Here is a 19353-nt window from a genome sequence, read left to right as displayed (position 1 = left end):
GGCACCACAGCATTTTTAGTTTGTCGTGGTGCCTTCTAACAGCCAGGCGCAGTTTTCTACGCGATATTGGCCGTCGTGGACGGAGAAGACTTTGGGGGTGCCGTTGGCGGTGGTGCTCCAGAGAGAGACGCCGGCGTAGGCGCCGTCTTTGCGGACGATGTAGTAGATCATGTCGAGGTAGCGGATCTTTGCCATGTCGCCGTTGTAGTTGCGGACGATGCGGCGCAGGGCTTCGAGGCCTGCCTCTTTGGGGCTCATGCCCTGGCGCATGCAATCGACGATAGTGTGCGCGCCGGCGACCTTGATGTTCTCTTCGCCGGAGCCGGTTGCGCCTGCGGAGCCGATGTCCTGATCGGTGTAGCAGCCTGCTCCGATGATGGGCGAGTCGCCGAGTCTGCCGGCGATTTTGAAGGCCTGACCGGAGGTGGTGGTGGCTCCGGACATTTCGCCTTTGGTGTTGACGCAGGAGACGTGGATGGTTCCGGTGGTGGGCCAGAGCATCTGCTCGACGGCGAAGGCGCGCTTGCGTTCGGGGATGCCGAGGTCGATGGCCATGGCGGTGAGCTGCTGCGAGCGCGTGCGGATTTCGTCGGCCCATTCGAGGCCGGGATGGCGCGGGATCATGCTGTGTTTCTGCGGGTGCAGCTCAGGCGCCGGGTTCGCCGATTTACCGCCGGGTGCGAGCATGGGCGGGCCCCAGAAGTTCTGGCTGGTGCGGCTTTCTTTCCAGAGAAGCCACATTTTGCGTGCGTCGTCGGTGAGCATGTCTTCGCGCTTGAGGCCGTGCATGACGGCGAGGTGCTCGGCGCCCTTGCCGGTGAGCATGACGTGGCCGGTGCGCTCCATGACGAGACGCGAGACGAGGCAGGCGTGGCGGATGTTCTGAATGGCGCCGACGGAGCCTGCGGCGCGCGTGGGGCCGTGCATGCAGCAGGCGTCGAGCTCGACGAAGCCGTCTTCATTGGGCAGGCCGCCGTAGCCGACGCTGTGATCGTTGGGATCATCTTCGCGCGCGAGGCAGATGTGGTTGCAGGCGTCGAGCGTGTCGGTGCCGTCGAGGAGCATCTTGTAGGCCTCGTCCACGGAGTTGTCGCCGGTGTGTCGAGTGACGATGACGGGCTTCTTCGGCGGCGGAAGCTGCTTGATGCCTTCGGCGGTCTGGCTTTGCTGGGCTGGGGCTTGCGTGATTGCGCTGAGACTGGCTGCGGTCATTGCGCTGCGTGAAAGGAAGTCGCGGCGGGTCGTCATTGGTGGCAGCATATCATCCGGTCCTGGCGGCATGGGTTTTGCTCTGGCTTTATCCCACCCTTCGCCTGCGGCTCAGGATGGGGCACCCGGGTATTTGCTTATGTGGGAGTGGAGATTTTCGCTCTCCCACCCTTTCGCAAGGTGCGAAAGGATGGGGCACCCGGCTCTGGCGGCTTTGGAGAAACGGCCGGGGCTTCTACCTGAAAGGCCACTTCAAATTTTGTCGCAACTGCGATTTCCTTTGCTACTCTTTGAGCACGATGCGCCGCTCTATTTCTGCTTTGCTTCTTGTGTGTTTTGTTTCTGCGTCTGCGATGTTTGTGAGTGCGCAGACAGTCAATACGATATCCGCCGATTTGCGTGGCAAGATTGATGCGGCTGCCAACAGGGTTCTTGAGGACACGGGAGTGCCTTCGGCTTCGGTTGCGATTGTGCAGAAGGGGCAGATTGTTTACACGCATGCTTACGGAAAGGCGCGGCTGGAGCCGCTGACGCTGGCTGCGCCCGAGATGCGGTATTCGATTGGGTCGATCTCGAAGCAGTTTACGGCGGCTGCGATTCTGTTGCTGCAGCAGCAGGGCAAGCTTTCGATTGACGACCCGGTTTCGAAGTATATTCCGGGGCTGACGCGCGGCGACGAGGTGACGATCCGCATGCTGTTGTCGCATACATCGGGCTACCAGGATTACTGGCCGGAGGATTATCTGATGCCTCCGATGCGGAAGGCGACGACGGCGCAGTACATTGTGGATACCTGGGCGAAGAAGCCGCTCGATTTTGATCCGGGAACGAAGTGGCAGTACTCGAATACGAACTTTGTGATTGCCGGATTGATTGTTGAGAAGCTGGGCGGTGAGCCGCTGATGCGGCAGCTGCAGGAGAAGGTGTTTGCTCCGCTCGATATGAAGTCGGTTTACAACACGGATGTAGCGAAGCTGGGCGACACGGATGCCAGCGGATATATTCGCTATGCGCTGGGGCCACTGCGGCCTGCTCCGAAAGAAGGCGCGGGCTGGATGTTTGCGGCGGGCGAGTTGGCGATGCCGGCGCATGATCTGGCGCTGTGGGACATCAGCGTGATGAACCGCTCGCTGCTTTCGGCTGATTCGTATAAGCAGATGTTTACTTCAGTAAAGCTGAAAGATGGCGCGGACAGCGGCTACGGGCTGGGCATGTTTACGACGCCGAGGTCAGGGCATGCGGCGCTCGAGCATTCGGGCGAGGTGTCGGGCTTTGTGTCGGAGAACATTGTGTTTCCGGATGACAAGGCGGCGATTGTGGTGCTGACGAATCAGGATGCTTCTCCGGCGGCGGCAGCGATTGGGCGCGAGCTGACTCCGATGGTGCTGGGTATGGATGCGGAGTCGGCATCGCAGGCTGAGGGGCAGGGGCTTGTGATCTTCAAGGGGCTGCAGCAGGGGCAGATTGACCGCTCGCTGTTTACGGATAACTGCAATGCTTATTTCGATGCGCAGGGGCTTGGCGACTTTTCTTCGAGCTTGAAGCCGCTGGGTGAGACGGCCAGCTTTCACCAGTTGGCGGAGGAATTGCGCGGCGGGATGACATTTCGCGTATTTGCGGTCACTTTTAAGAATAGTTCGCAGCGGGTGCGCGTGACGACTTATACGATGCCGGATGGGAGGCTGGAGCAGTACCTGGTGATTCCAGCTCAGTAGGTTTGGTGGTTTCGGGATCGGCTGATTTTCGTTTCAGCTAAGAACGGCGTCATTTTGAGTAGCGAAGGGATGAAGAATCTCACGCGAAGGTGGTTGGGGATTCTTCGCCTGCGGCTCAGAATGACGTTTTTCATTCTTTGGATATTTGCCGTGACTTCGGATGAAGGAAAAATCAAGTCCTTCGGCTTCATTCCGTTCTGCGCTGAGGATGATAACCGAGTTGTTCCGGCTCAGTGATGGTAGAGCAGGCCGTACATCAGCACTGCCAGTACGATGAGGCTGACCGCGACGTAAAGCCTGTCTTTTTCCGCGAAGAAGCCAAAGGCGGCGAAGATAACGCGAGCGATCGGCGTGGCGATCAATAGCAGAAGTCCGAGTTGGATGATGGCGTTCGTGTTGCCGGTGGGAATCTGCCTGATGATTTGACCGGGGCTGCGCAGCTCGGCGGCTACGCCGTGGAAGGTGGAGTAGTCGGGTCGTGGGCCGCGATTCTGATTCAGATAGAGTATGCCGCCGATGAAGACGACGGCTGCGGCGATGAGTACTCCGGTGCGCAGCAGGTAGCCCATCATGACTTCCATTTTCTGGTCGTTCATTCTTAGAGCCTTCCTGTGAAGCTGTTGTAGATCATTTCGATTCCGAGCAGAACGATGACTACGGCGAAGATCATACGCAGGGTCTTTACGTTTACTTTTACCAGCATGCGGGAACCGGTAAGTGATCCGAGAAGCACACCCAGTATGACCGGCATGGCGAGGGCAGGTGAAATGTAACCGCGACTGAGATAAATTCCGGCGCTGGCGGCGGCAGTGACGCCGATCATGAAATTACTGGTCGTCGTCGAGACTTTGAAGGGCAGGCGCATGGCCTGATCCATGGCTAACACTTTGACAGCTCCGGAGCCGATTCCGAGCAGGCCGGAGAGCGCACCGGCTACGAACATGAGGCTGAAGCCTGCGGGGACATTCTGCGCGACATAGCTTTCGGGGCCGTTCCGGGTGGGGTAGCTGCCATGTAACCGGAGCTTCAGCGCTAGCTGGTTCGGCTCTTTGTGAGTTTCGTCGGGATGTTTTCGCAACGACGCATATGCAGAGTAGAGCAGCACGGCGCCGAAGATGAAGCCGATGGCATGCGTGGAGACGATCATTGTGAGGTATGCACCGAGGAGCGCGCCAAAGGTGGTTGCAATCTCAAGAAACATGCCGATGCGGACGTTGGAAAAGCCTTCGCGTACATAAGCTGCCGCTGCTCCGGATGAGGTTGCGATGACGGAGACGAGCGATGCGCCGATGGCGTAGCGGATGTCGATATGAAAGAGCAGCGTGAGCACGGGAACGATGACAACGCCGCCACCGAGGCCAGTGAGTGCTCCGAGGAGTCCGGCGAGTATCGAGCTTAGGAATATCCAACCTGAAAATTCAAGCGTATGCATCGTGGCAGAACCAGCGTACAACATTTCTTCCCTGAACTTCGTGGGAGGGCCGGGGCTGAAGCCCCTTCTATTTGGACGTGGCATTTTCACCGGGCTAAAGCCCGGTGCTTCTACCCTGCTTTTCTTTCTGGAAGGTGTCTCGACTTTTTGTGGTAAAGAGTTGTGGTCTCCCACTCTTTCGCAAAGTGCGCGAAAGGATGGGGCACCCGGCATGATTCGCTCCGGCTTTATCCCACCCTTCGCCTGCGGCTCAGGATGGGGGACCCATGGGATGCTTCTGCCTGTTTTTATTTTGCGGTTTTGAGAATTGCGATGGAATCTGGTGGCAGGGAAAGGGTTGTCTGTGCGAATGAGATTGCGGGATCGGAGGCGAGCAGCATCTGTGCGCCTTTTATCTCACGCTTCAGTTCTTTGCCGCCGAGATTGACGATGATCTGGAGATCTTTGCGATGCAGTAGCAGCCACTTTTCAGTTTCGCTGTATTCGACGTTTATTTCTTCAAGAGAGCCGCTTGTCAGCTCGGGATGAGATTTGCGTAGAGCGATGAGCTGCTTGTACCAGTCGAGCATCTGTGCGTGCGCGGGCTCGGAGATCTCCTGCCAGTTTAGCTTGGAGCGCAAAAACGTCTGTTCATCCTGCGGGTCGGGGATTTCATCCGGGGTCCAGCCGAAGGCAGCGAATTCTTTCTTTCGGCCTTCTGAGACGAGGCGGCCCAGCTCTTTATCCTCGTGATCGGTGAAGTACTGGAAAGGCGTGCTTGCGGCCCACTCTTCACCCTGGAAGAGCATAGGAACAAAGGGCGCGGTGAAGACAAGAGCGGCGGCGATTTTTGTGCGGCTCTCACTGGTGAGGTGATTGAGACGCTCGCCTTTTGCGCGGTTGCCGATCTGATCGTGATCCTGCGCATAGCCGAGGAAGCGCCATGCCGGTAAGCCTTCGACGGGGCGACCGTGGATGCGGTCACGGTGGGACGCATAAATTCCGTCGTAGACGAAGACTGATTTCAGCGATTTGGCAAGATCGGCGATGGTGCCGAAATCGGAGTAGTAGCCGCTGCGGTCTCCGGTGAGCACGGTGACGAGCGCGTGGTGAAAATCATCACTCCACTGCGCGTCCATTCCGTAGCCGCCGGCTTCCGGCGCAGTGACGAGGCGCGGGTCGTTGAGGTCGCTTTCGGCGATGACGACATAGCGATGGCTGGTTTCGGCTTCGAGCGCGCGTACTTCTTTCGACAGCTGCTCCATGAAATGGATGGCAGAGCGGTCCATGTAGGCGTGCACGGCGTCCAGGCGCAGGCCGTCGAAGTGGTAATCGCGCAGCCACATGAGGGCGTTGTCGCAGAAGAAGCGGCGCACCTCATGGCTGCCCGCGTCCTCAAGGTTAACGGCGTCTCCCCACGGGGTGTTGTGCAGATGTGTGAAGTAGGGTGCGAATTTACCGAGGTAATTTCCGGATGGGCCGAGGTGGTTGTAGACGACGTCAAGCAGTACCGCCAACCCGTGCTCATGACAGGCGTTGACGAGACGCTTTAACGCTTCAGGGCCACCGTAGGGCTCATGCGGGGCGAAGAGATCGACGCCATCGTATCCCCAGCCATGATTGCCGGGGAATGCGTTCACCGGCATCAGCTCCACGTGGGTGACGCCGAGATCTTTGAGATATGCAAGATGCTGTTGCGCAGCGTCGAATGTACCTTCCGGCGTAAATGTGCCGATGTGCAGCTCATAGATGATGGCGCTCGGAAGCGGAGCAGCCTGCCACTGTGCTTCTGTCCACTGGAAGGATGCGTGATCTAGGACGCGCGAAGGGCCATGCACGCCCTGTGGCTGCGATGCGCTGCGAGGATCGGGCACGGCAGGCTCACTGCGGTCGATGACAAAAGCATAATCCGTGTCGGCGCGTGCGCCTTCGACGTCAGCCTGCCACCAACCTCCGACAGTCTGTTGCATTGGATGTATGGTGTTATCGATCGTAACGCCGAGAGTCTCCGCCTTCGGCGCCCAGACTTTGAAGCGATGCCCCATCGTTCTCTTCCTTTTTATTGTTCGTGGTAATCGCGAGAGAGCCCGCCATCTATATAGTAAGTTGCACCGGTCACATAGGCGGCCTCATCTGAGGCCAGATAAGCAACAAGAGCTGCCACGTCCTCTACTGTTCCGAGGCGGCGAAGGGGAATCTTCTCCAGCAGCGCATCCAGCTTTGGTTTGTCCTCGAGCAGCGATTTATTCATCGGAGTTGAGATGGCGCCGGGCGCAATGTTATTGACGGTTATTCCCTGCGGGCCCAATTCAACGGCGAGATCGCGCATGAGCATGCGCAGGCCCCCCTTGCTGGCGCAATAGGTAGCGAAGCCGGGAAAGGCCATATCTTCATGCACGGAGCTGATGTTGACGATGCGTCCGGGTTTTTTCGCTGCAGTCAGTTTACGAACCATTGCCTGCGTGGCGAAAAAGGGGCCCTTGAGGTTGACGTTCATGATGCGGTCAAAATCTTCTTCTTTGGTGTCGAGAAAAGAGCTTTCTGTTTCGACTCCCGCATTGTTGACGAGAATATCGGCGGAGCCGAATTTCTGCCATGCTTGTTCTATAAGGGATTGAGCCTCGCTGACGTTCGAAACGTCGGCTTGCACAATCAGCCCCTGGGAACCTGCAGAGTCAACCATTTTGAGAGTTTCGTCTGCGCCGTCGCCATGTTTTGAATAATTGATAACGACGTTTGCGCCTTCCGATGCGAGACGTTTTGCTATACCTTGACCGATTCCGGAACTCGATCCGGTAACAATGGCGACTTTGCCTTTTAGATGGCTCATCTAATCCGCACCTTCCACCAACAAATTGTTTGGGAACGACCTTGCATATCTGTGTGTGAGATGCGTATTGGGCGGAAAGGGATGATGATGAAAGAGCATGAGGGCCCGGTGACGGGCCCTCATGTATTGACTGAAACGGATTAGGATTTTGCAGTGGAGTGCTTGCCGGGTTTTACTTCGATTTCGTTTACGACCTGCTGAACATTCGGTACTTCTTTCGCCAGCTTTCCTGCCTCTGCTTTTTGCGTCGGAGTCTTCACGGTTCCCTTAAGAACCAGTGTGCCGTTTTTGGCGGAGTAGTCGATGCTCTGATCGTCGAGCTGCTTGTTCGCCTTCAGCGATGCCTTGAAGTTGTCTTCGATGCCGCTGTCAAGGTTGGAGCTGACTGCCTTGGCCTGGCTTTCGGCACCCGGTGGCTGCACACCAATCTCATCAGCAATCGTATAGTCCGGTGCTGCCTGCTTTGCCGCAGCTTCTGCCTGGCTCTTCAGGTCAGCCGAGGCAACGTTTCCTGTCAGAGTCATGACGCCCTTGTCCTGATCCTGCGAGACACTGACGTTGCTTAGATTGCTGCTATTGAGTGCGTTGGTAACAGCTGCCTTTTCGTCCGGGTGGGCGGGCTTGCTGTTGCATCCGGCGATGAGCAGTGCGCTGCCGAGCACGGTGACGGATGCCGCCAGCAATTTATGTTGCTTGTAGTGTTTCATGGTTTTCTTTACTCCTGGGAAGAGACGTGCTTACTAACACGTACTCTAGGATGCGGATAAGTGGCATCTTATGACTGCTGCACTTGAAAATAAGTAAATCAGGTAGAAGGCAACCTTTATCGCAGTCTGCAGTAGCCTACGGGAGAAGTGATGCACGGTACAGTGCGCATCGGGATATCGGGATGGAACTACAAGCCGTGGCGAGGCGTGTTCTATCCGGAGAAATTGCCGCAGAAACGCGAGCTGGAGTATGCGGCGAAGACATTCCCTTCCATTGAAGTGAACGGAACGTTCTATTCTCTACAGCGGCCTGCGTCTTTCACGAGGTGGGCAGAGGAGACGCCTAAGGATTTTGTCTTCTCGATCAAAGGATCGCGCTACATCACGCATATCCAGAGGTTGCGTAACGTTGAGGTTTCGCTGGCGAACTTCTTTGCATCAGGACTTCTGAAGCTGGGCAGAAAACTTGGGCCGATCCTTTGGCAATTTCCGGCGACCTTCAAATTCGACCATGAACTGGTGGAATCATTTTTTGCGCTTCTGCCGCGAGACTCTATGCAAGCTGGGATGCTGGCGAAGAGCCATGAACCGTGGATGAAAGAGCGAGCCTTCACTGAGCCGGAGGTGAAGGTAAAGGTGCGCCATGCGATGGAGATCCGGCATAAAAGTTTTGTAACTCCGGAATTTATTGCGCTGCTGCGGCGTTATGACGTGGCAATGGTGTGCGCCGATACGGTGGAGTGGCCGCGGCTGATGGACGTGACCTCAGATTTTGTCTATTGCCGGCTGCACGGCTCCGAGGTGCTGTATTCGAGTGGCTACGACGATGAAGCGCTGGATGCATGGGCTTCCCGCGTAGCGGCATGGGCACAGGGCGACGAGCCTGCCAGTGAGGAGCGCGCCAGCGATCTCCCCGCGAAGAAGCGCGAGAAGCGCGATGTGTATGTTTACTTTGACAATGACGCCAAAGTGCGCGCTCCATTCGACGCGCAGGGGTTGATTCAGCGCGTCAACCAGCTTTTTAAGTAGTCCAAAATCAGCCATATAAACGGATTTGCACAGGGTCTCGCCGATTTTTGTTGCCATATATCGCAATCAGCGATATAAATATTGCGGATTGCAATATGAAACTTGGCGAGAAAATCCATTATCTGCGTGAAGTCGAAGGCAATTTGCGGGGCCTGAACCGGGCCATGACGCAGCAGGAATTGCTGAAGGCGATTCGATCCGAACTTGGAGCTCCGATGAGCCAGTCTTACCTGTCGCAGATTGAGAGCGGCGCGCGTCCGCACCTGACGAACACGACCAGGCAGTTGCTGGCGAAATTTTTCAAGGTGCATCCGGGATACCTGGTGGATGATCCGGAAGGCTACCACTCGGAGCTGTTGAGTGATGCACGCACGCTCGAAGACAAGCTGGACCTTTGGCTGGTGAGCGGCGCGGAACGCTTCCGGCGTGACCCTGCGCTTCGCCGGGCTCTGCTGGCACTGGCGCGGCACAAGGATACGCGACAGTGCCTGCTGATGCTGGAGGCCGTGATGGAGACGCCGGGACTTGTGGATCGGCTGCTGGAAGTATTGAGGCCCGCGCCGGCGGAATCGTTGAAGGCGATGGAGCCAACGCCGAAGAAGCAAATCCGGAAAGGAGAGGCGTAAATGACTTGGGAAGGTTTCTATCTGTTTTGCTTCGCCCTTGGGCTTTGTCTCAGCGCAATTGCATTTGTCGGTGGCTTTTCGCATTTTCATATCGGCCACATTCATCTGCATGCGGGGCACACAGGACATGCACACGGCGGCAATACGAACACGATGAGTCCGATCAACGGATTCACGCTGGTGATCTTTCTCTGCTGGTTTGGCGGTGCCGGATATCTGCTGGAGCGGTATGGCGGATTTTTAGTGCCGGTAGTGTTGCTGCTGTCGACGATTGCGGGGATTGCCGGGGCATCGGCGCTGTTCTGGTTCATGGCACGCGTGCTGGCTCCGCATGAGCATGCGCTGACCGCGGAAGAGACGGCGACGATTGGCATGATTGGGCGGGTGAGCGGTGTGATTCGCGGTCACGGCACGGGCGAGATTTTGTTTTCGCAGAATGGCAGCCGCCGCTTTGCTGCCGCACGCAGCGAAAACGGCCTGCCGATCGGGCGTGATGTAGAAGTTGTGGTGATGCGCTATGAGCAGGGCATTGCCTGGGTGCGACGCTGGGATGAAGTCGTTGGCGATTTGAAGTAAGTCCACGGCGTTGCTTGAAGTTCTCACTTACAAGAGTTTTCCCGGTGAAAGGACTGGGATCACTATGACGAACACGATCATCATCATTGTTGGATTGAGTTTATTGGCCGTTATTGTTCTTGCCGGACTGCTGGCGAAGATGTTTCGCAAGGCCGGCCCGAACGAGGCGCTGATTGTTTACGGTTTTCGCGGGCCGCGCGTGATCAAGGGACACGGCACGGTGATCTTTCCCATGGTGGAAAGCTGCCGCCAGCTTTCCCTGGAGCTGATGTCGTTTGATGTGGCTCCGCAGCAGGACCTCTACACGAAGCAAGGTGTCGCTGTGACAGTCGAAGCTGTGGCGCAGATCAAGGTGCGCTCAGATCAGGAATCGATTCTTACGGCAGCGGAGCAGTTTTTGACGAAGACGCCTCCGCAGCGCGAGGGCTTGATTCGGCTGGTGATGGAAGGCCATCTGCGCGGCATCATCGGACAGCTTACGGTGGAGCAAATCGTAAAAGAGCCGGAGATGGTTGCCGACCGCATGCGCGGCACATGTGCCGATGATATGAGCAAGATGGGTCTTGAGGTGGTTTCGTTCACCATCAAGGAGGTGCGCGATAAGAACGAATACATCACCAACATGGGGCGGCCCGATATTGTGCGCATTCGACGCGATGCTGATGTAGCTGCTGCGGAAGCAGAGCGCGACACGGCGATTCGCAGAGCGAATGCGCTGCGCGAGTCTGCGATTGCAAAGGCAGCGGCAGATCAGGACCGCGTGATAGCGGAGACGGCTTCGCTGGCGAAGCAGGCAGAGGCGCAGCGCGATCTCGATATCCAGAAAGCGCAGTTTACCGAGCAGAGCCGCAAGCAGGAAGCTCAGGCCGACAAAGCCTACGAGCTGCAGACAAACGTGATGCAGCAGCAGGTAGTGGCCGAACAGGTAAAGGTGCAGCAGGTGGAGAAAGAACAGCAGATCAAGGTGCAAGAGGCAGAAATTCTGCGCCATGAGAAAGAGCTGATCTCCACCGTGTTGAAACAGGCTGAGATTGAGCGTCAGCGGATCGAGAATCTTGCGTCGGCGGAGAAGTCGCGGTTGACGATCGAGGCTGAAGGTCGCGCTTCTGCGATTCGCGTGCAAGGCGAGGCTGAGGCTGCAGTTATCTTCCAGAAGGGTGAAGCTGAAGCCAAGGCGATGAATGTGAAGGCTGAGGCTTACCAGGACTGGAATCAGGCTGCGGTGGTCGATAGGCTGATCAGCAACATGGCGGATGTGGTGCGGGCGATGTGTGAGCCGCTGTCGAAGGTGGACAAGATCACGATTGTGTCTACCGGAAACGATTCTGCGGCTGGGGTAAACAAGCTGACTGGCGACATCACTAAGATCGCTGCGCAGGTTCCTGCCTTGTTTGAAGCGCTTTCTGGTATGGATATGAACGAGCTGATGAGCAATGTGAAGGGGATGCGCGCGCGTCCGAATGGCGCTGCGACTGTCGATGGCAAGTAACGAAACTTTTACTCAGGGCGGGGCTTTGCGGCTCCGCCCACTAACTTTTTTCAAAATAAGGAGGAAGATATGGCACTCCTGGAACGCGTTTCAGCTCTGCTGCGTGCGAATGTGAATGACCTGATCGATAAAGCGGAAGATCCGGAAAAGATGCTGAAGCAACTGGTACTCGATATGGAGAACCAGCTGCTACAGGTAAAGACACAAGTGGCAATTGCGATTGCCGATCAGCATCTTCTGGAGAAGAAGAGAAAAGAACATGAAAGCTCTGCCGAGGAGTGGCATAAGAAAGCAGAGTTGGCGGTAGGCAAAGGTAAAGATGACCTGGCGCGCGCTGCGCTGGAGCGCGCTCTAAGTCACGAACAGATGACAACCGGCTTTGCGCAGCAGATTGAAGACCAGACGCATGAGGCTGATTCGCTGCGGTCTGCGCTGCGAAAGCTGGAGCAAAAACTGACGGAGACACGCAGCCGCTGCGAGATGCTGATTGCGCAGCATAGACGCGCCCGTATTGTGGGTAAAGCGAACCAGGCGCGGCAGAAGATCGATGCTTCGCAAAAGGGCGCGAGCATCGACCGGCTAAAGCTACGCGTGGCTGGGGCGGAAGCGGAAAATGCTGCGCATCATGAGCTGCTGGGCGGCGATTCGCTGGAAGACAAGTTCGCGCTGCTCGAGCGCGAGGAACGGATCGAAGGCCTGCTGCGAGATCTCAAAGAGCGGCAGGGGAAATCTGCTTAGAGTTATTCCAGGTTGACCTGGCCGTATTCGAGCAGCGTTACCAGGAGCACGCCTCCGGTGATGTTGCCGAGCACGGCTGGGCCGAGCCACAAAAAGTAACGTGAGGCCGCGAGCTGGCCATGAAGCACAGCGGCCAGAATCTCGCCGCTGGTAGCAATACAGTGCGCGAAGTGCCCGAGGCCGACGACGAAGGTGAGCGACCAGATGAGCATGACGGATCCGGTGATCGAATGGCTGCCGCTTACCAACCATGCCACCATGGCGATGATCCAACCGCCGACCACGCCGCTCCAAAAGATATGACTTGCGGGAAAACCTACGGCCTGCATTCCCAGAGCTGAAAGCGTACTGACGTATTCGGGTTGCAGCGCGCCCGTCCTGACGGCGAGCATGGCGAAGAGAAATGCGCCGATGACATTGGCGGCGAATACGACGGCCCAAAGCCGCACGGTGCTCAAAAAGTGGCGGCGTTCGGTCAGCATCAATGCGACCGGATATAGCGTGTTTTCTGTGAAGAGCTGACTACGGCCGAGAATGACCGCCATAAAGCCCATGGGATAAAAACACAAAGAGATAAATTCAGCGATGCTTCCGCCCCCGAGCTGCGTTCGCACCAGAGAAACGCTTAGGCCGGTGAGTCCCATGGTGAGTCCGCCAACGATGCCGGAGACGGCCAATGCCAGGTTGGTGCGGGAAAGTTCGCGCCGCGCATTCTTCGAAACCTGCTGATAAATCTCGGAGGCGGTGGGGCGGTCGAGATCGCGTTGTACCGATGCGGAAGGGTCGTCGGACGCAACGGGCAACTTGATTTTGGGCAGTGGCATGCATTCATTGGAAGCGTGAGCGAGGCAAGACGATGCCCGGATTCTATTCATAATCAATGCCTTTGCGCGATGGCATCCTATGTCTGTACCTTGAATATGTCTGTACCTTGAACTGGAGCTTATGAACGACATTCACTCCGTAAATCTGCAAGCTGCCGCACGTCAGTCAATGCTGGAACACGGCTTTCATCCGGATTTCCCGAAAGATGTACAGCGGGAGATAGGGTCGCTGCAATCGCATCCGCCTGTGTCATCGCGCGATCTGAGATCTCTTCTTTGGTCATCGATCGACAACGATACATCGCGCGATCTTGATCAGATTGAATATGCCCAGAAGTTGACGGAGGGAACCGTCAGGGTTCAGATTGCAATCGCGGATGTAGATGCTTATGTGCCGGCCGGTTCTGCGATAGATCGATATGCCGCGGAGCAGGCGGTGACTGTGTATACGGGCGTGCATAACTTTTCCATGCTGCCGGAGGAGTTGTCGACAGGGGCGACGTCGCTGCTTGAAGGGCAAGAACGGGCTGCGGTTGTGTGCGAGTTTGCAGTGGATGCAAATGGGTGCGTGAACGCAAACGATATCTATCAGGCGAGCGTAGTAAACAGGGCACAATTGGCGTATCCATCTGTTGGCGCGTGGCTCGCTTCAGAAAAAAATGCGCCTGCGAAGATTACCGATTCACACGAGCTACAAGATCAATTGCTCCTACAGAACCAGGTTGCGCAGAGCTTGCGCAAAGAGCGGTATCGCCGCGGTGCGCTCAATCTTGAAACGGTGGAAACGCACCCGCTCGTGGTGAACGGGCAGCCGGTCGATATTGAAAGGCAGCAGCGGAGCCCAGCCAGCGATCTGATCGAAGATTTTATGATTGCCGCGAATGAAGTAGTGGCGAAGAGTCTGGAGAGCGCTGGCTTTTCTTCGATACGCAGGGTAGTGAGAACTCCGAAACGCTGGGACCGCATTGTGGAGATTGCGGCGCAGCTTGGAACGAAGTTGCCGATGACGCCGGATTCCAAAGCATTGCAGGAGTTTCTCTGCAATCGACGTGCGGTCGATCCAGATCATTTTCCTGATCTTTCGCTTTCCATTGTGAAGCTGCTGGGCGCGGGTGAATACGTATTGGAGCGTGCAGGAGAAACCAGCGAGGGCCACTTTGGATTGGCGGTGCAGGATTACACGCATTCGACCGCGCCAAACCGCCGTTATGCGGATCTGGTGACACAGCGATTGATCAAGGCAATGCTGGCAAAGCAGAAGCAGTCCTATTCCGATGATGATCTGGTTGCGATTGCGAAGCAATGCACGAAGCAGGAAGACGCGGCGCGCAAGGTAGAGCGGGATATGCGAAAGCGCATTGCGGCTGTAGTGATGCAAAGCCGGATTGGGCAGACATTTGCCGCTATCGTTACGGGCGTGAATGAGCACGGTTCTTTTGTGAGGACGATTCAGCCTGCGGTGGAAGGCATGCTGGTGCATGGACAGAAGGGCGTAGATGTAGGCGATAAAATCAACGTCACGCTGGTGCGCACTGATCCCGAACGCGGATACATCGACTTCGCACGGAGCTAGCGTCCACCACTATGCGCCCCGATCTTGGTACGCTCGTCGATGATTTTCGCCGCCTCGGGAATGCCACGGCCGTGGTTACCTATCGCGGCAACCGGCGCGTTGTTTCAAGTTACGGCGAAATCGCCGTATTCGCTCAGAACTTTTCTGCGGAGTTGGAACGGCGCGAAATCGTAGCAGGTGAACGTCTTCTTTTGTGGGGGCAGAATAGCGCAGAGTGGATCGGCGCATTTTTTGGCTGTGTTCTGCGAGGTGTTCTCGTGGTGCCGCTTGACGCAGGTGGTGGTGTGGAATTTGCCAGGCGGGTTGCTGCGGAAACGAATCCAAAGCTTATTGTTGGCGATCCATCGCTGATTGCCCATTTTGCCGGTTCCATTCCTGCGATGACACTTGATGAGATTGCGCGGCTACCTGAGTCCGTGGGGATTGGCAGACCTGTTTCACCTCCAAGTCTCGATACCCCATTACAGATTCTTTTCACTTCGGGCACGACGGCTGAGCCGAAGGGTGTGGTGCACACGCATCGCAATGTACTGGCAAGCGTAGCTCCGATCGAGCGTGAGATGCAGAAATATCTGCGCTATGAGCGGTTCGTTCATCCACTGCGCTTTTTGCATACGCTTCCACTGAGTCATGTTTTCGGACAGTTCATGGGATTGTGGCTGCCGGTGCTGCTTGGAGCGGAAGTGCATTTCGAATCGCGCCTGCAGGCTCCGCGCCTACAGGCGCTGATACGACGTGAGCGGATTTCTGTTCTGGCCTCGGTGCCTCGTGTACTTGATCTGATGCGATCGCATCTGCTCGGTCTCTATCCGAAGCTAGATGACGAAATACAGAAAGCGCAGGGCGAATCGGTGTGGCGCAGATGGTGGCGTTTCCGGAAAATTCACCGGCTGCTGGGTTATAAATTCTGGGCGTTTGTCTGTGGGGGCGCCTCGCTGCCACCGGACCTTGAGAGCTTCTGGAATACGCTTGGCTTTGCCCTGATTCAAGGCTATGGAATGACGGAGACGACGGCGCTCATCACGTTGAATCATCCGTTCAAGATTGGCAAGGGCACGATCGGCAAGGCGCTGCCGGGGCGGGAGGTACGCATCGGCGATGATGGCGAAATTCTGGTGCGCGGCGATATGGTATCGACTGCGACGTGGCAGCAGGGGCGCCTGCAACAGTCAAAAGATACGTGGCTGGCGACGGGCGATCTGGCGCGCAGTGACGATCAGGGGCAACTGCAGTTTCTTGGGCGCAAGAGCCAGGTTATTGTGACTGCTTCCGGACTGAATGTTCATCCGGAAGATATCGAAGTTGAACTGAATCGGCAGACTGGAGTGCGCGCCTCGGTTGTCGTGCCGTTGCATATGCCGGGTGGAACCGAAGCGATGGCCGTGCTTCTCTTTCAGGGGTCCGAAGCAGATGCTGCAGCGGCGATACGGCAGACGAATGCTGCGCTGGCGGAGTATCAGAAGATTCGCTATTGGAGAGTGTGGCCGGAACTGGATTTTCCACGAACGTCGACGGGAAAGATTCAGCGTGGGAAAGTTGCGCAGTGGGCGGCTGCACACGTGGCCGCAAACAGTGAGCGGGAGACGAGCAGCGACGCGCTTGTGCAGCTTATTGCAAAGATCGCACGCACCACGCCTGCGAGCGTAAGCGACGATGCGCGTCTCGATGAAGATTTCTATCTCGACAGCTTAGGACGCGTGCAATTGCAGAGTGAAATTGAGCAGCGCATGGGAATTGTAATCGATGATGTTACATTTGCGAGTCTGGAGACACTCGGCGATCTGCGCGGAGTGATAGGATTCGACGCCTCTGTTTCAGCTGCGTCAAGCACTAGCAGTCCGGGGATTGCGAAAGCGGTTTCCAGTCCGGCTCAGGTGCAAGATGCTGTTTATCCTCGCTGGCCGTGGTCTGCGGTTGTACAGGCAATGCGCGTTGTATTTGTGGAATGCGCGATGCGGCCGCTGGTTTGGCTGCTGGCTGCACCCACCGTTGAGCGCGTTGATCCAGAGACGATGTCGCATGCACAGATGCTGATAATTGCTAACCATGTGACTGCGTATGATGGCGCGCTGGTGTTGTATGCGCTTCCGGGAAGGATGCGCCGACGTGTTGCGATTGCGATGGCCGCAAATATGCTCGACGATTATCGCCATGCGCGTGGCCAGGGGAATTGGGCTTTGAATGCTCTGGCTCCCGCAGCTTACTGGCTCATCACGGCGTTGTTTAATGTGTTTCCGCTGCCACGTGGTGCGGGGTTCCGCAACAGCTTCGCGCATATGGGTAAGGCGCTCGATAGCGTATATAACGTGTTGATTTTTCCGGAGGGGCACCGCTCTGCGGGCACGTTGGAGCATTTTCGCTCCGGCATTGGCTTGCTGATACAGGAGTCAGGAGCAGGAGTGCTACCCGTTGCTCTTCGCGGGCTTGGCGAGCTGAAACAGCGCAAAGCGAGTTGGTTTCGTTCGGGCAGGTTGTCGATCCGCGTTGGCGAGCCTATGCAGATCGACAGGAACGCATCCGCCGAAGAGATTACGGCGCTGCTCGAAAATACTTTGCGGACGATGCTTGAGGACTAACAGGTTCGCTACTTCAGCTCTTTAATTCCGGAAAAGATGTGATGCGCAGCTTTGCGGCGCCATAAGGAACGAGTTCAACTGTTTCCTCCGGCTGATCGCTGACTATGGGACTTTGCGGCACTGGATTCGCAACGCCGTCTTCTGCCATCCAGACAGGTACTTTTCGGCCTTTCACTTCGATCTTTACGGGCGCTCCCTTGAGTGTGAAGGGGCCTTGCGCAACTGAGCTCTCGATGGCTTTGATGGAAGCGGAATTCAATCCGTAGTTCCATTGCGTGGTGGGATAGACCTGCCAGTCTGCTGTCATGCCGCGATCGCGTAGCTTCAGCCAGTCTTCTCCAATCGGGTAGGAGAAGACGAGCGGCCCGCGTTCGATGGCGATGGAATCGTTGAAGCCTTTGCTGGCGCGAGGTTCCATGGGAAGCGTGATTTCGATTGTGTCGCCGGGTTTCCACGTGCGTTCGATGCGGGCGAAGCTGCCGGGCTGTGGCTCAGATTGACGCTGGCCGTTGACGCGGATGCTGCTGTTTTTTGTCCATGCGGGGATGCGGAGTTGCAAGGGGAAGCTCAATGGTCTTTCAGGGTGCACGGTGATGCGGATCGTATCGCGAAATGGGTAGTCGGTTTCTTCTGTGATGCGCACTGGAGTGTCGCGCACAATCGTGTGGACTTCGCAAGGAGCATATGCAACAGCTGCGAGGCCATGATCGGCGGACGCCATCCAGAGACTCGTTGTGAGCTTAGGCCAGCCCTGGTGGAAGTTAGCGGTGCAGCAGCCGAAGTTTGGTTCGAGGCCGTATAGGTTTGATTCAGGGCCGTCTGTCGTCCAGGGCTTGTGGTTCAGGCTGCATTGAACCTGATTGGGCTGCTGATTGTATTGGTGCGCCCACATGTCATCGGTAAATGTTCCAGGGAGGCAGTTGTAGGCGATGCGTTCGAATCGATCGCCTAACTCCGGATTGCCCATGATGGAGAGGGCCACTTCGAGCGAGTACATGGCTTCAACTACAGTGCATAGTTCCGTGCCTTGCGATGGATTGAGCCCGGCAAGGTGCTCATCTGCGGAAAAGATGCCTGTGGGCAGGCCGTGGTAGCGATCAAGTTCGGAGAGTTGGTGGAGAAGCGCCTGACGGTCTGAAGAATTTTCGCTGAGGAGCGACCAGACGGGAGACGCTTTGAGGGCCATGGCGTTGTTGACACCGTGGGTCGCGAGCGCGGTGTCGCTCAGACCATTGTGCTCGTTGAGCTTGATGAATTCCGGTGTGATGCGTTGCGTGTATTTGAAGTCAGAGAATTCGGCTTGCCAGTCGTAGCCTTGCTGGTGAAGAAGCTTTGCGAGTTCGATCAGCCTGGGATCGCCGGTGCGGTTGTAAAGCCAGAGGACGCTCACGACTTCGTCATGCCAGCGAAATTTGCCCCAGTCGCGAAGCGGACGTGTGGGCAACTGCGCGAGCTGATATGCGAAGTATCGTTGCATGATCGGAATGACGCGGGGATCGCCGGTCGCTTCCTGATACTGCGTGAGCGCCTTGAGCATGACCATGCGCGGCCACCAGTCATCGTTCGAGCGCGGGCCGAACATGCCGTTAGGCTGGGAGTTGTTGAGTGTCCAATCAATGTATTTCTGCGCCTTGGATTTGAGGCGTACGTCGTCGAGCAAATACGCGAGTGGAATGAGGCCGTCGAGAAAATAAGGTCCGCGCTCCCAGGATTCACCTGTGCCTCCGAGCCAGCCGGAGTTGGGGCCGACGTCGGGCCATGTTTCGTCGAGATGGCCGCCGAGGCCGTTGGCCTGAATTTCGAGTTGCGCGCGCAGCCAGCCAGCAGGTCGGATTGCTCCGAGCGGCAACATGTCAAAGGCATTGGCGGCGAGCAGGCTGCGATTGCCGATGACGCTCTGTGGGGTGGTGTCAGCCGCTACGGGAGAAAATGAGAACGCGCGTGCGTTGGTGGCCAGGAATGCGGCAGCGCTGAACTGCTTGCAAAATGTACGACGGCTGAAAGACCACCCTGCTGATTTCACGGACCCACTCCAAAACGCAGATATGCA

At 56.7% G+C, this 19353-nt stretch carries 16 protein-coding genes; 8 read left to right on the top strand and 8 right to left on the bottom strand.

The annotated features are described in order from the left end of the window. Nucleotides 1-15 precede the first annotated feature (15 nt). Complete coding sequence (locus GSQ86_RS13610) at nt 16-1248, bottom strand: N(4)-(beta-N-acetylglucosaminyl)-L-asparaginase (protein WP_158750503.1); 1233 nt, start codon at nt 1246-1248, stop codon at nt 16-18. 314 nt (nt 1249-1562) lie between these two features. Between GSQ86_RS13610 and GSQ86_RS13605 the strand changes: the two genes are divergently transcribed. Further along, nucleotides 1563-2924 carry a serine hydrolase gene (locus tag GSQ86_RS13605; protein ID WP_254062378.1) on the top strand — a complete coding sequence of 454 codons (1362 nt, stop codon included), beginning with the start codon at nt 1563-1565 and terminating at the stop codon, nt 2922-2924. 230 nt (nt 2925-3154) lie between these two features. Here GSQ86_RS13605 and GSQ86_RS13600 read toward each other — a convergent pair whose 3' ends face one another. From GSQ86_RS13600 to GSQ86_RS13580, 5 genes are all read right to left on the bottom strand, one after another. Continuing rightward, nucleotides 3155-3520, bottom strand: a complete 366-nt coding sequence (locus GSQ86_RS13600) for a DUF1634 domain-containing protein (RefSeq protein ID WP_158750501.1) — start codon at nt 3518-3520, stop codon at nt 3155-3157. Between the two features lie 2 nt (nt 3521-3522). Next, a complete protein-coding gene (locus GSQ86_RS13595; protein ID WP_158750500.1) occupies nt 3523-4356 on the bottom strand; it encodes a sulfite exporter TauE/SafE family protein in 834 nt (277 codons plus the stop codon). A 287-nt stretch (nt 4357-4643) separates the two neighbouring features. Next, the gene (gene treZ / locus GSQ86_RS13590; protein ID WP_158750499.1) at nt 4644-6380 is read right to left on the bottom strand and encodes a malto-oligosyltrehalose trehalohydrolase; all 1737 of its coding nucleotides are present in this window, start codon (nt 6378-6380) and stop codon (nt 4644-4646) included. A gap of 14 nt (nt 6381-6394) precedes the next feature. Then, the gene (locus GSQ86_RS13585; protein ID WP_158750498.1) at nt 6395-7165 is read right to left on the bottom strand and encodes an SDR family NAD(P)-dependent oxidoreductase; all 771 of its coding nucleotides are present in this window, start codon (nt 7163-7165) and stop codon (nt 6395-6397) included. A 140-nt stretch (nt 7166-7305) separates the two neighbouring features. Then, entirely contained in the window at nt 7306-7872 is a 567-nt protein-coding gene (locus GSQ86_RS13580) for a BON domain-containing protein (protein WP_158750497.1), read from the bottom strand. Nucleotides 7873-8022: 150 nt separating this feature from the next. Here GSQ86_RS13580 and GSQ86_RS13575 point away from each other — a divergent pair, with 150 nt between their 5' ends. From GSQ86_RS13575 to GSQ86_RS13555, 5 genes are all read left to right on the top strand, one after another. Next, nucleotides 8023-8901 carry a DUF72 domain-containing protein gene (locus GSQ86_RS13575; protein WP_158750496.1) on the top strand — a complete coding sequence of 293 codons (879 nt, stop codon included), beginning with the start codon at nt 8023-8025 and terminating at the stop codon, nt 8899-8901. Between the two features lie 95 nt (nt 8902-8996). Beyond that, a complete protein-coding gene (locus GSQ86_RS13570; protein ID WP_158750495.1) occupies nt 8997-9527 on the top strand; it encodes a helix-turn-helix domain-containing protein in 531 nt (176 codons plus the stop codon). Continuing rightward, nucleotides 9528-10103 carry a hypothetical protein gene (locus GSQ86_RS13565; protein WP_158750494.1) on the top strand — a complete coding sequence of 192 codons (576 nt, stop codon included), beginning with the start codon at nt 9528-9530 and terminating at the stop codon, nt 10101-10103. Nucleotides 10104-10167: 64 nt separating this feature from the next. Further along, a complete protein-coding gene (locus tag GSQ86_RS13560) occupies nt 10168-11592 on the top strand; it encodes a flotillin family protein (RefSeq protein WP_158750493.1) in 1425 nt (474 codons plus the stop codon). Nucleotides 11593-11661: 69 nt separating this feature from the next. After that, nucleotides 11662-12330, top strand: coding sequence for a PspA/IM30 family protein (locus GSQ86_RS13555; protein WP_158750492.1), 669 nt, complete (start codon nt 11662-11664; stop codon nt 12328-12330). A gap of 2 nt (nt 12331-12332) precedes the next feature. On the opposite strand, the gene GSQ86_RS13550 is transcribed toward GSQ86_RS13555, so the two are convergent. Beyond that, nucleotides 12333-13154 (bottom strand): formate/nitrite transporter family protein, encoded by an 822-nt coding sequence (locus GSQ86_RS13550; RefSeq protein ID WP_158750491.1) that lies wholly within the window; start codon nt 13152-13154, stop codon nt 12333-12335. 121 nt (nt 13155-13275) lie between these two features. Here GSQ86_RS13550 and GSQ86_RS13545 point away from each other — a divergent pair, with 121 nt between their 5' ends. Next, the gene (locus GSQ86_RS13545) at nt 13276-14727 is read left to right on the top strand and encodes an RNB domain-containing ribonuclease (protein ID WP_158750490.1); all 1452 of its coding nucleotides are present in this window, start codon (nt 13276-13278) and stop codon (nt 14725-14727) included. Between the two features lie 11 nt (nt 14728-14738). Then, the gene (locus GSQ86_RS13540; protein WP_158750489.1) at nt 14739-17303 is read left to right on the top strand and encodes an AMP-binding protein; all 2565 of its coding nucleotides are present in this window, start codon (nt 14739-14741) and stop codon (nt 17301-17303) included. Nucleotides 17304-17316: 13 nt separating this feature from the next. On the opposite strand, the gene GSQ86_RS13535 is transcribed toward GSQ86_RS13540, so the two are convergent. Then, nucleotides 17317-19326: a beta-L-arabinofuranosidase domain-containing protein gene (locus GSQ86_RS13535; protein ID WP_254062370.1), complete on the bottom strand. Its 2010-nt coding sequence runs from the start codon at nt 19324-19326 to the stop codon at nt 17317-17319. Between the last annotated feature and the right edge of the window lie 27 nt (nt 19327-19353).

This window comes from Acidobacterium sp. S8 (assembly GCF_009765985.1).
Taxonomy (GTDB): domain Bacteria; phylum Acidobacteriota; class Terriglobia; order Terriglobales; family Acidobacteriaceae; genus Alloacidobacterium.
Note: the sequence above shows the minus strand (reverse complement) of the source record. Positions and strands in the feature narration are given on the sequence as shown.

Excerpts from the sequence above, each read along its gene's own strand:
- GSQ86_RS13555 (WP_158750492.1), top strand. The coding sequence starts at position 11,662 with ATGGCACTCCTGGAACGCGTTTCAGCTCTGCTGCGTGCGAATGTGAAT.
- GSQ86_RS13600 (WP_158750501.1), bottom strand. The coding sequence starts at position 3,520 with ATGAACGACCAGAAAATGGAAGTCATGATGGGCTACCTGCTGCGCACC.
- GSQ86_RS13540 (WP_158750489.1), top strand. The coding sequence starts at position 14,739 with ATGCGCCCCGATCTTGGTACGCTCGTCGATGATTTTCGCCGCCTCGGG.
- GSQ86_RS13605 (WP_254062378.1), top strand. The coding sequence starts at position 1,563 with ATGTTTGTGAGTGCGCAGACAGTCAATACGATATCCGCCGATTTGCGT.
- GSQ86_RS13575 (WP_158750496.1), top strand. The coding sequence starts at position 8,023 with ATGCACGGTACAGTGCGCATCGGGATATCGGGATGGAACTACAAGCCG.
- GSQ86_RS13550 (WP_158750491.1), bottom strand. The coding sequence starts at position 13,154 with ATGCCACTGCCCAAAATCAAGTTGCCCGTTGCGTCCGACGACCCTTCC.
- GSQ86_RS13565 (WP_158750494.1), top strand. The coding sequence starts at position 9,528 with ATGACTTGGGAAGGTTTCTATCTGTTTTGCTTCGCCCTTGGGCTTTGT.
- treZ (WP_158750499.1), bottom strand. The coding sequence starts at position 6,380 with ATGGGGCATCGCTTCAAAGTCTGGGCGCCGAAGGCGGAGACTCTCGGC.
- GSQ86_RS13595 (WP_158750500.1), bottom strand. The coding sequence starts at position 4,356 with ATGCATACGCTTGAATTTTCAGGTTGGATATTCCTAAGCTCGATACTC.
- GSQ86_RS13585 (WP_158750498.1), bottom strand. The coding sequence starts at position 7,165 with ATGAGCCATCTAAAAGGCAAAGTCGCCATTGTTACCGGATCGAGTTCC.
- GSQ86_RS13545 (WP_158750490.1), top strand. The coding sequence starts at position 13,276 with ATGAACGACATTCACTCCGTAAATCTGCAAGCTGCCGCACGTCAGTCA.
- GSQ86_RS13570 (WP_158750495.1), top strand. The coding sequence starts at position 8,997 with ATGAAACTTGGCGAGAAAATCCATTATCTGCGTGAAGTCGAAGGCAAT.
- GSQ86_RS13610 (WP_158750503.1), bottom strand. The coding sequence starts at position 1,248 with ATGACGACCCGCCGCGACTTCCTTTCACGCAGCGCAATGACCGCAGCC.
- GSQ86_RS13560 (WP_158750493.1), top strand. The coding sequence starts at position 10,168 with ATGACGAACACGATCATCATCATTGTTGGATTGAGTTTATTGGCCGTT.
- GSQ86_RS13580 (WP_158750497.1), bottom strand. The coding sequence starts at position 7,872 with ATGAAACACTACAAGCAACATAAATTGCTGGCGGCATCCGTCACCGTG.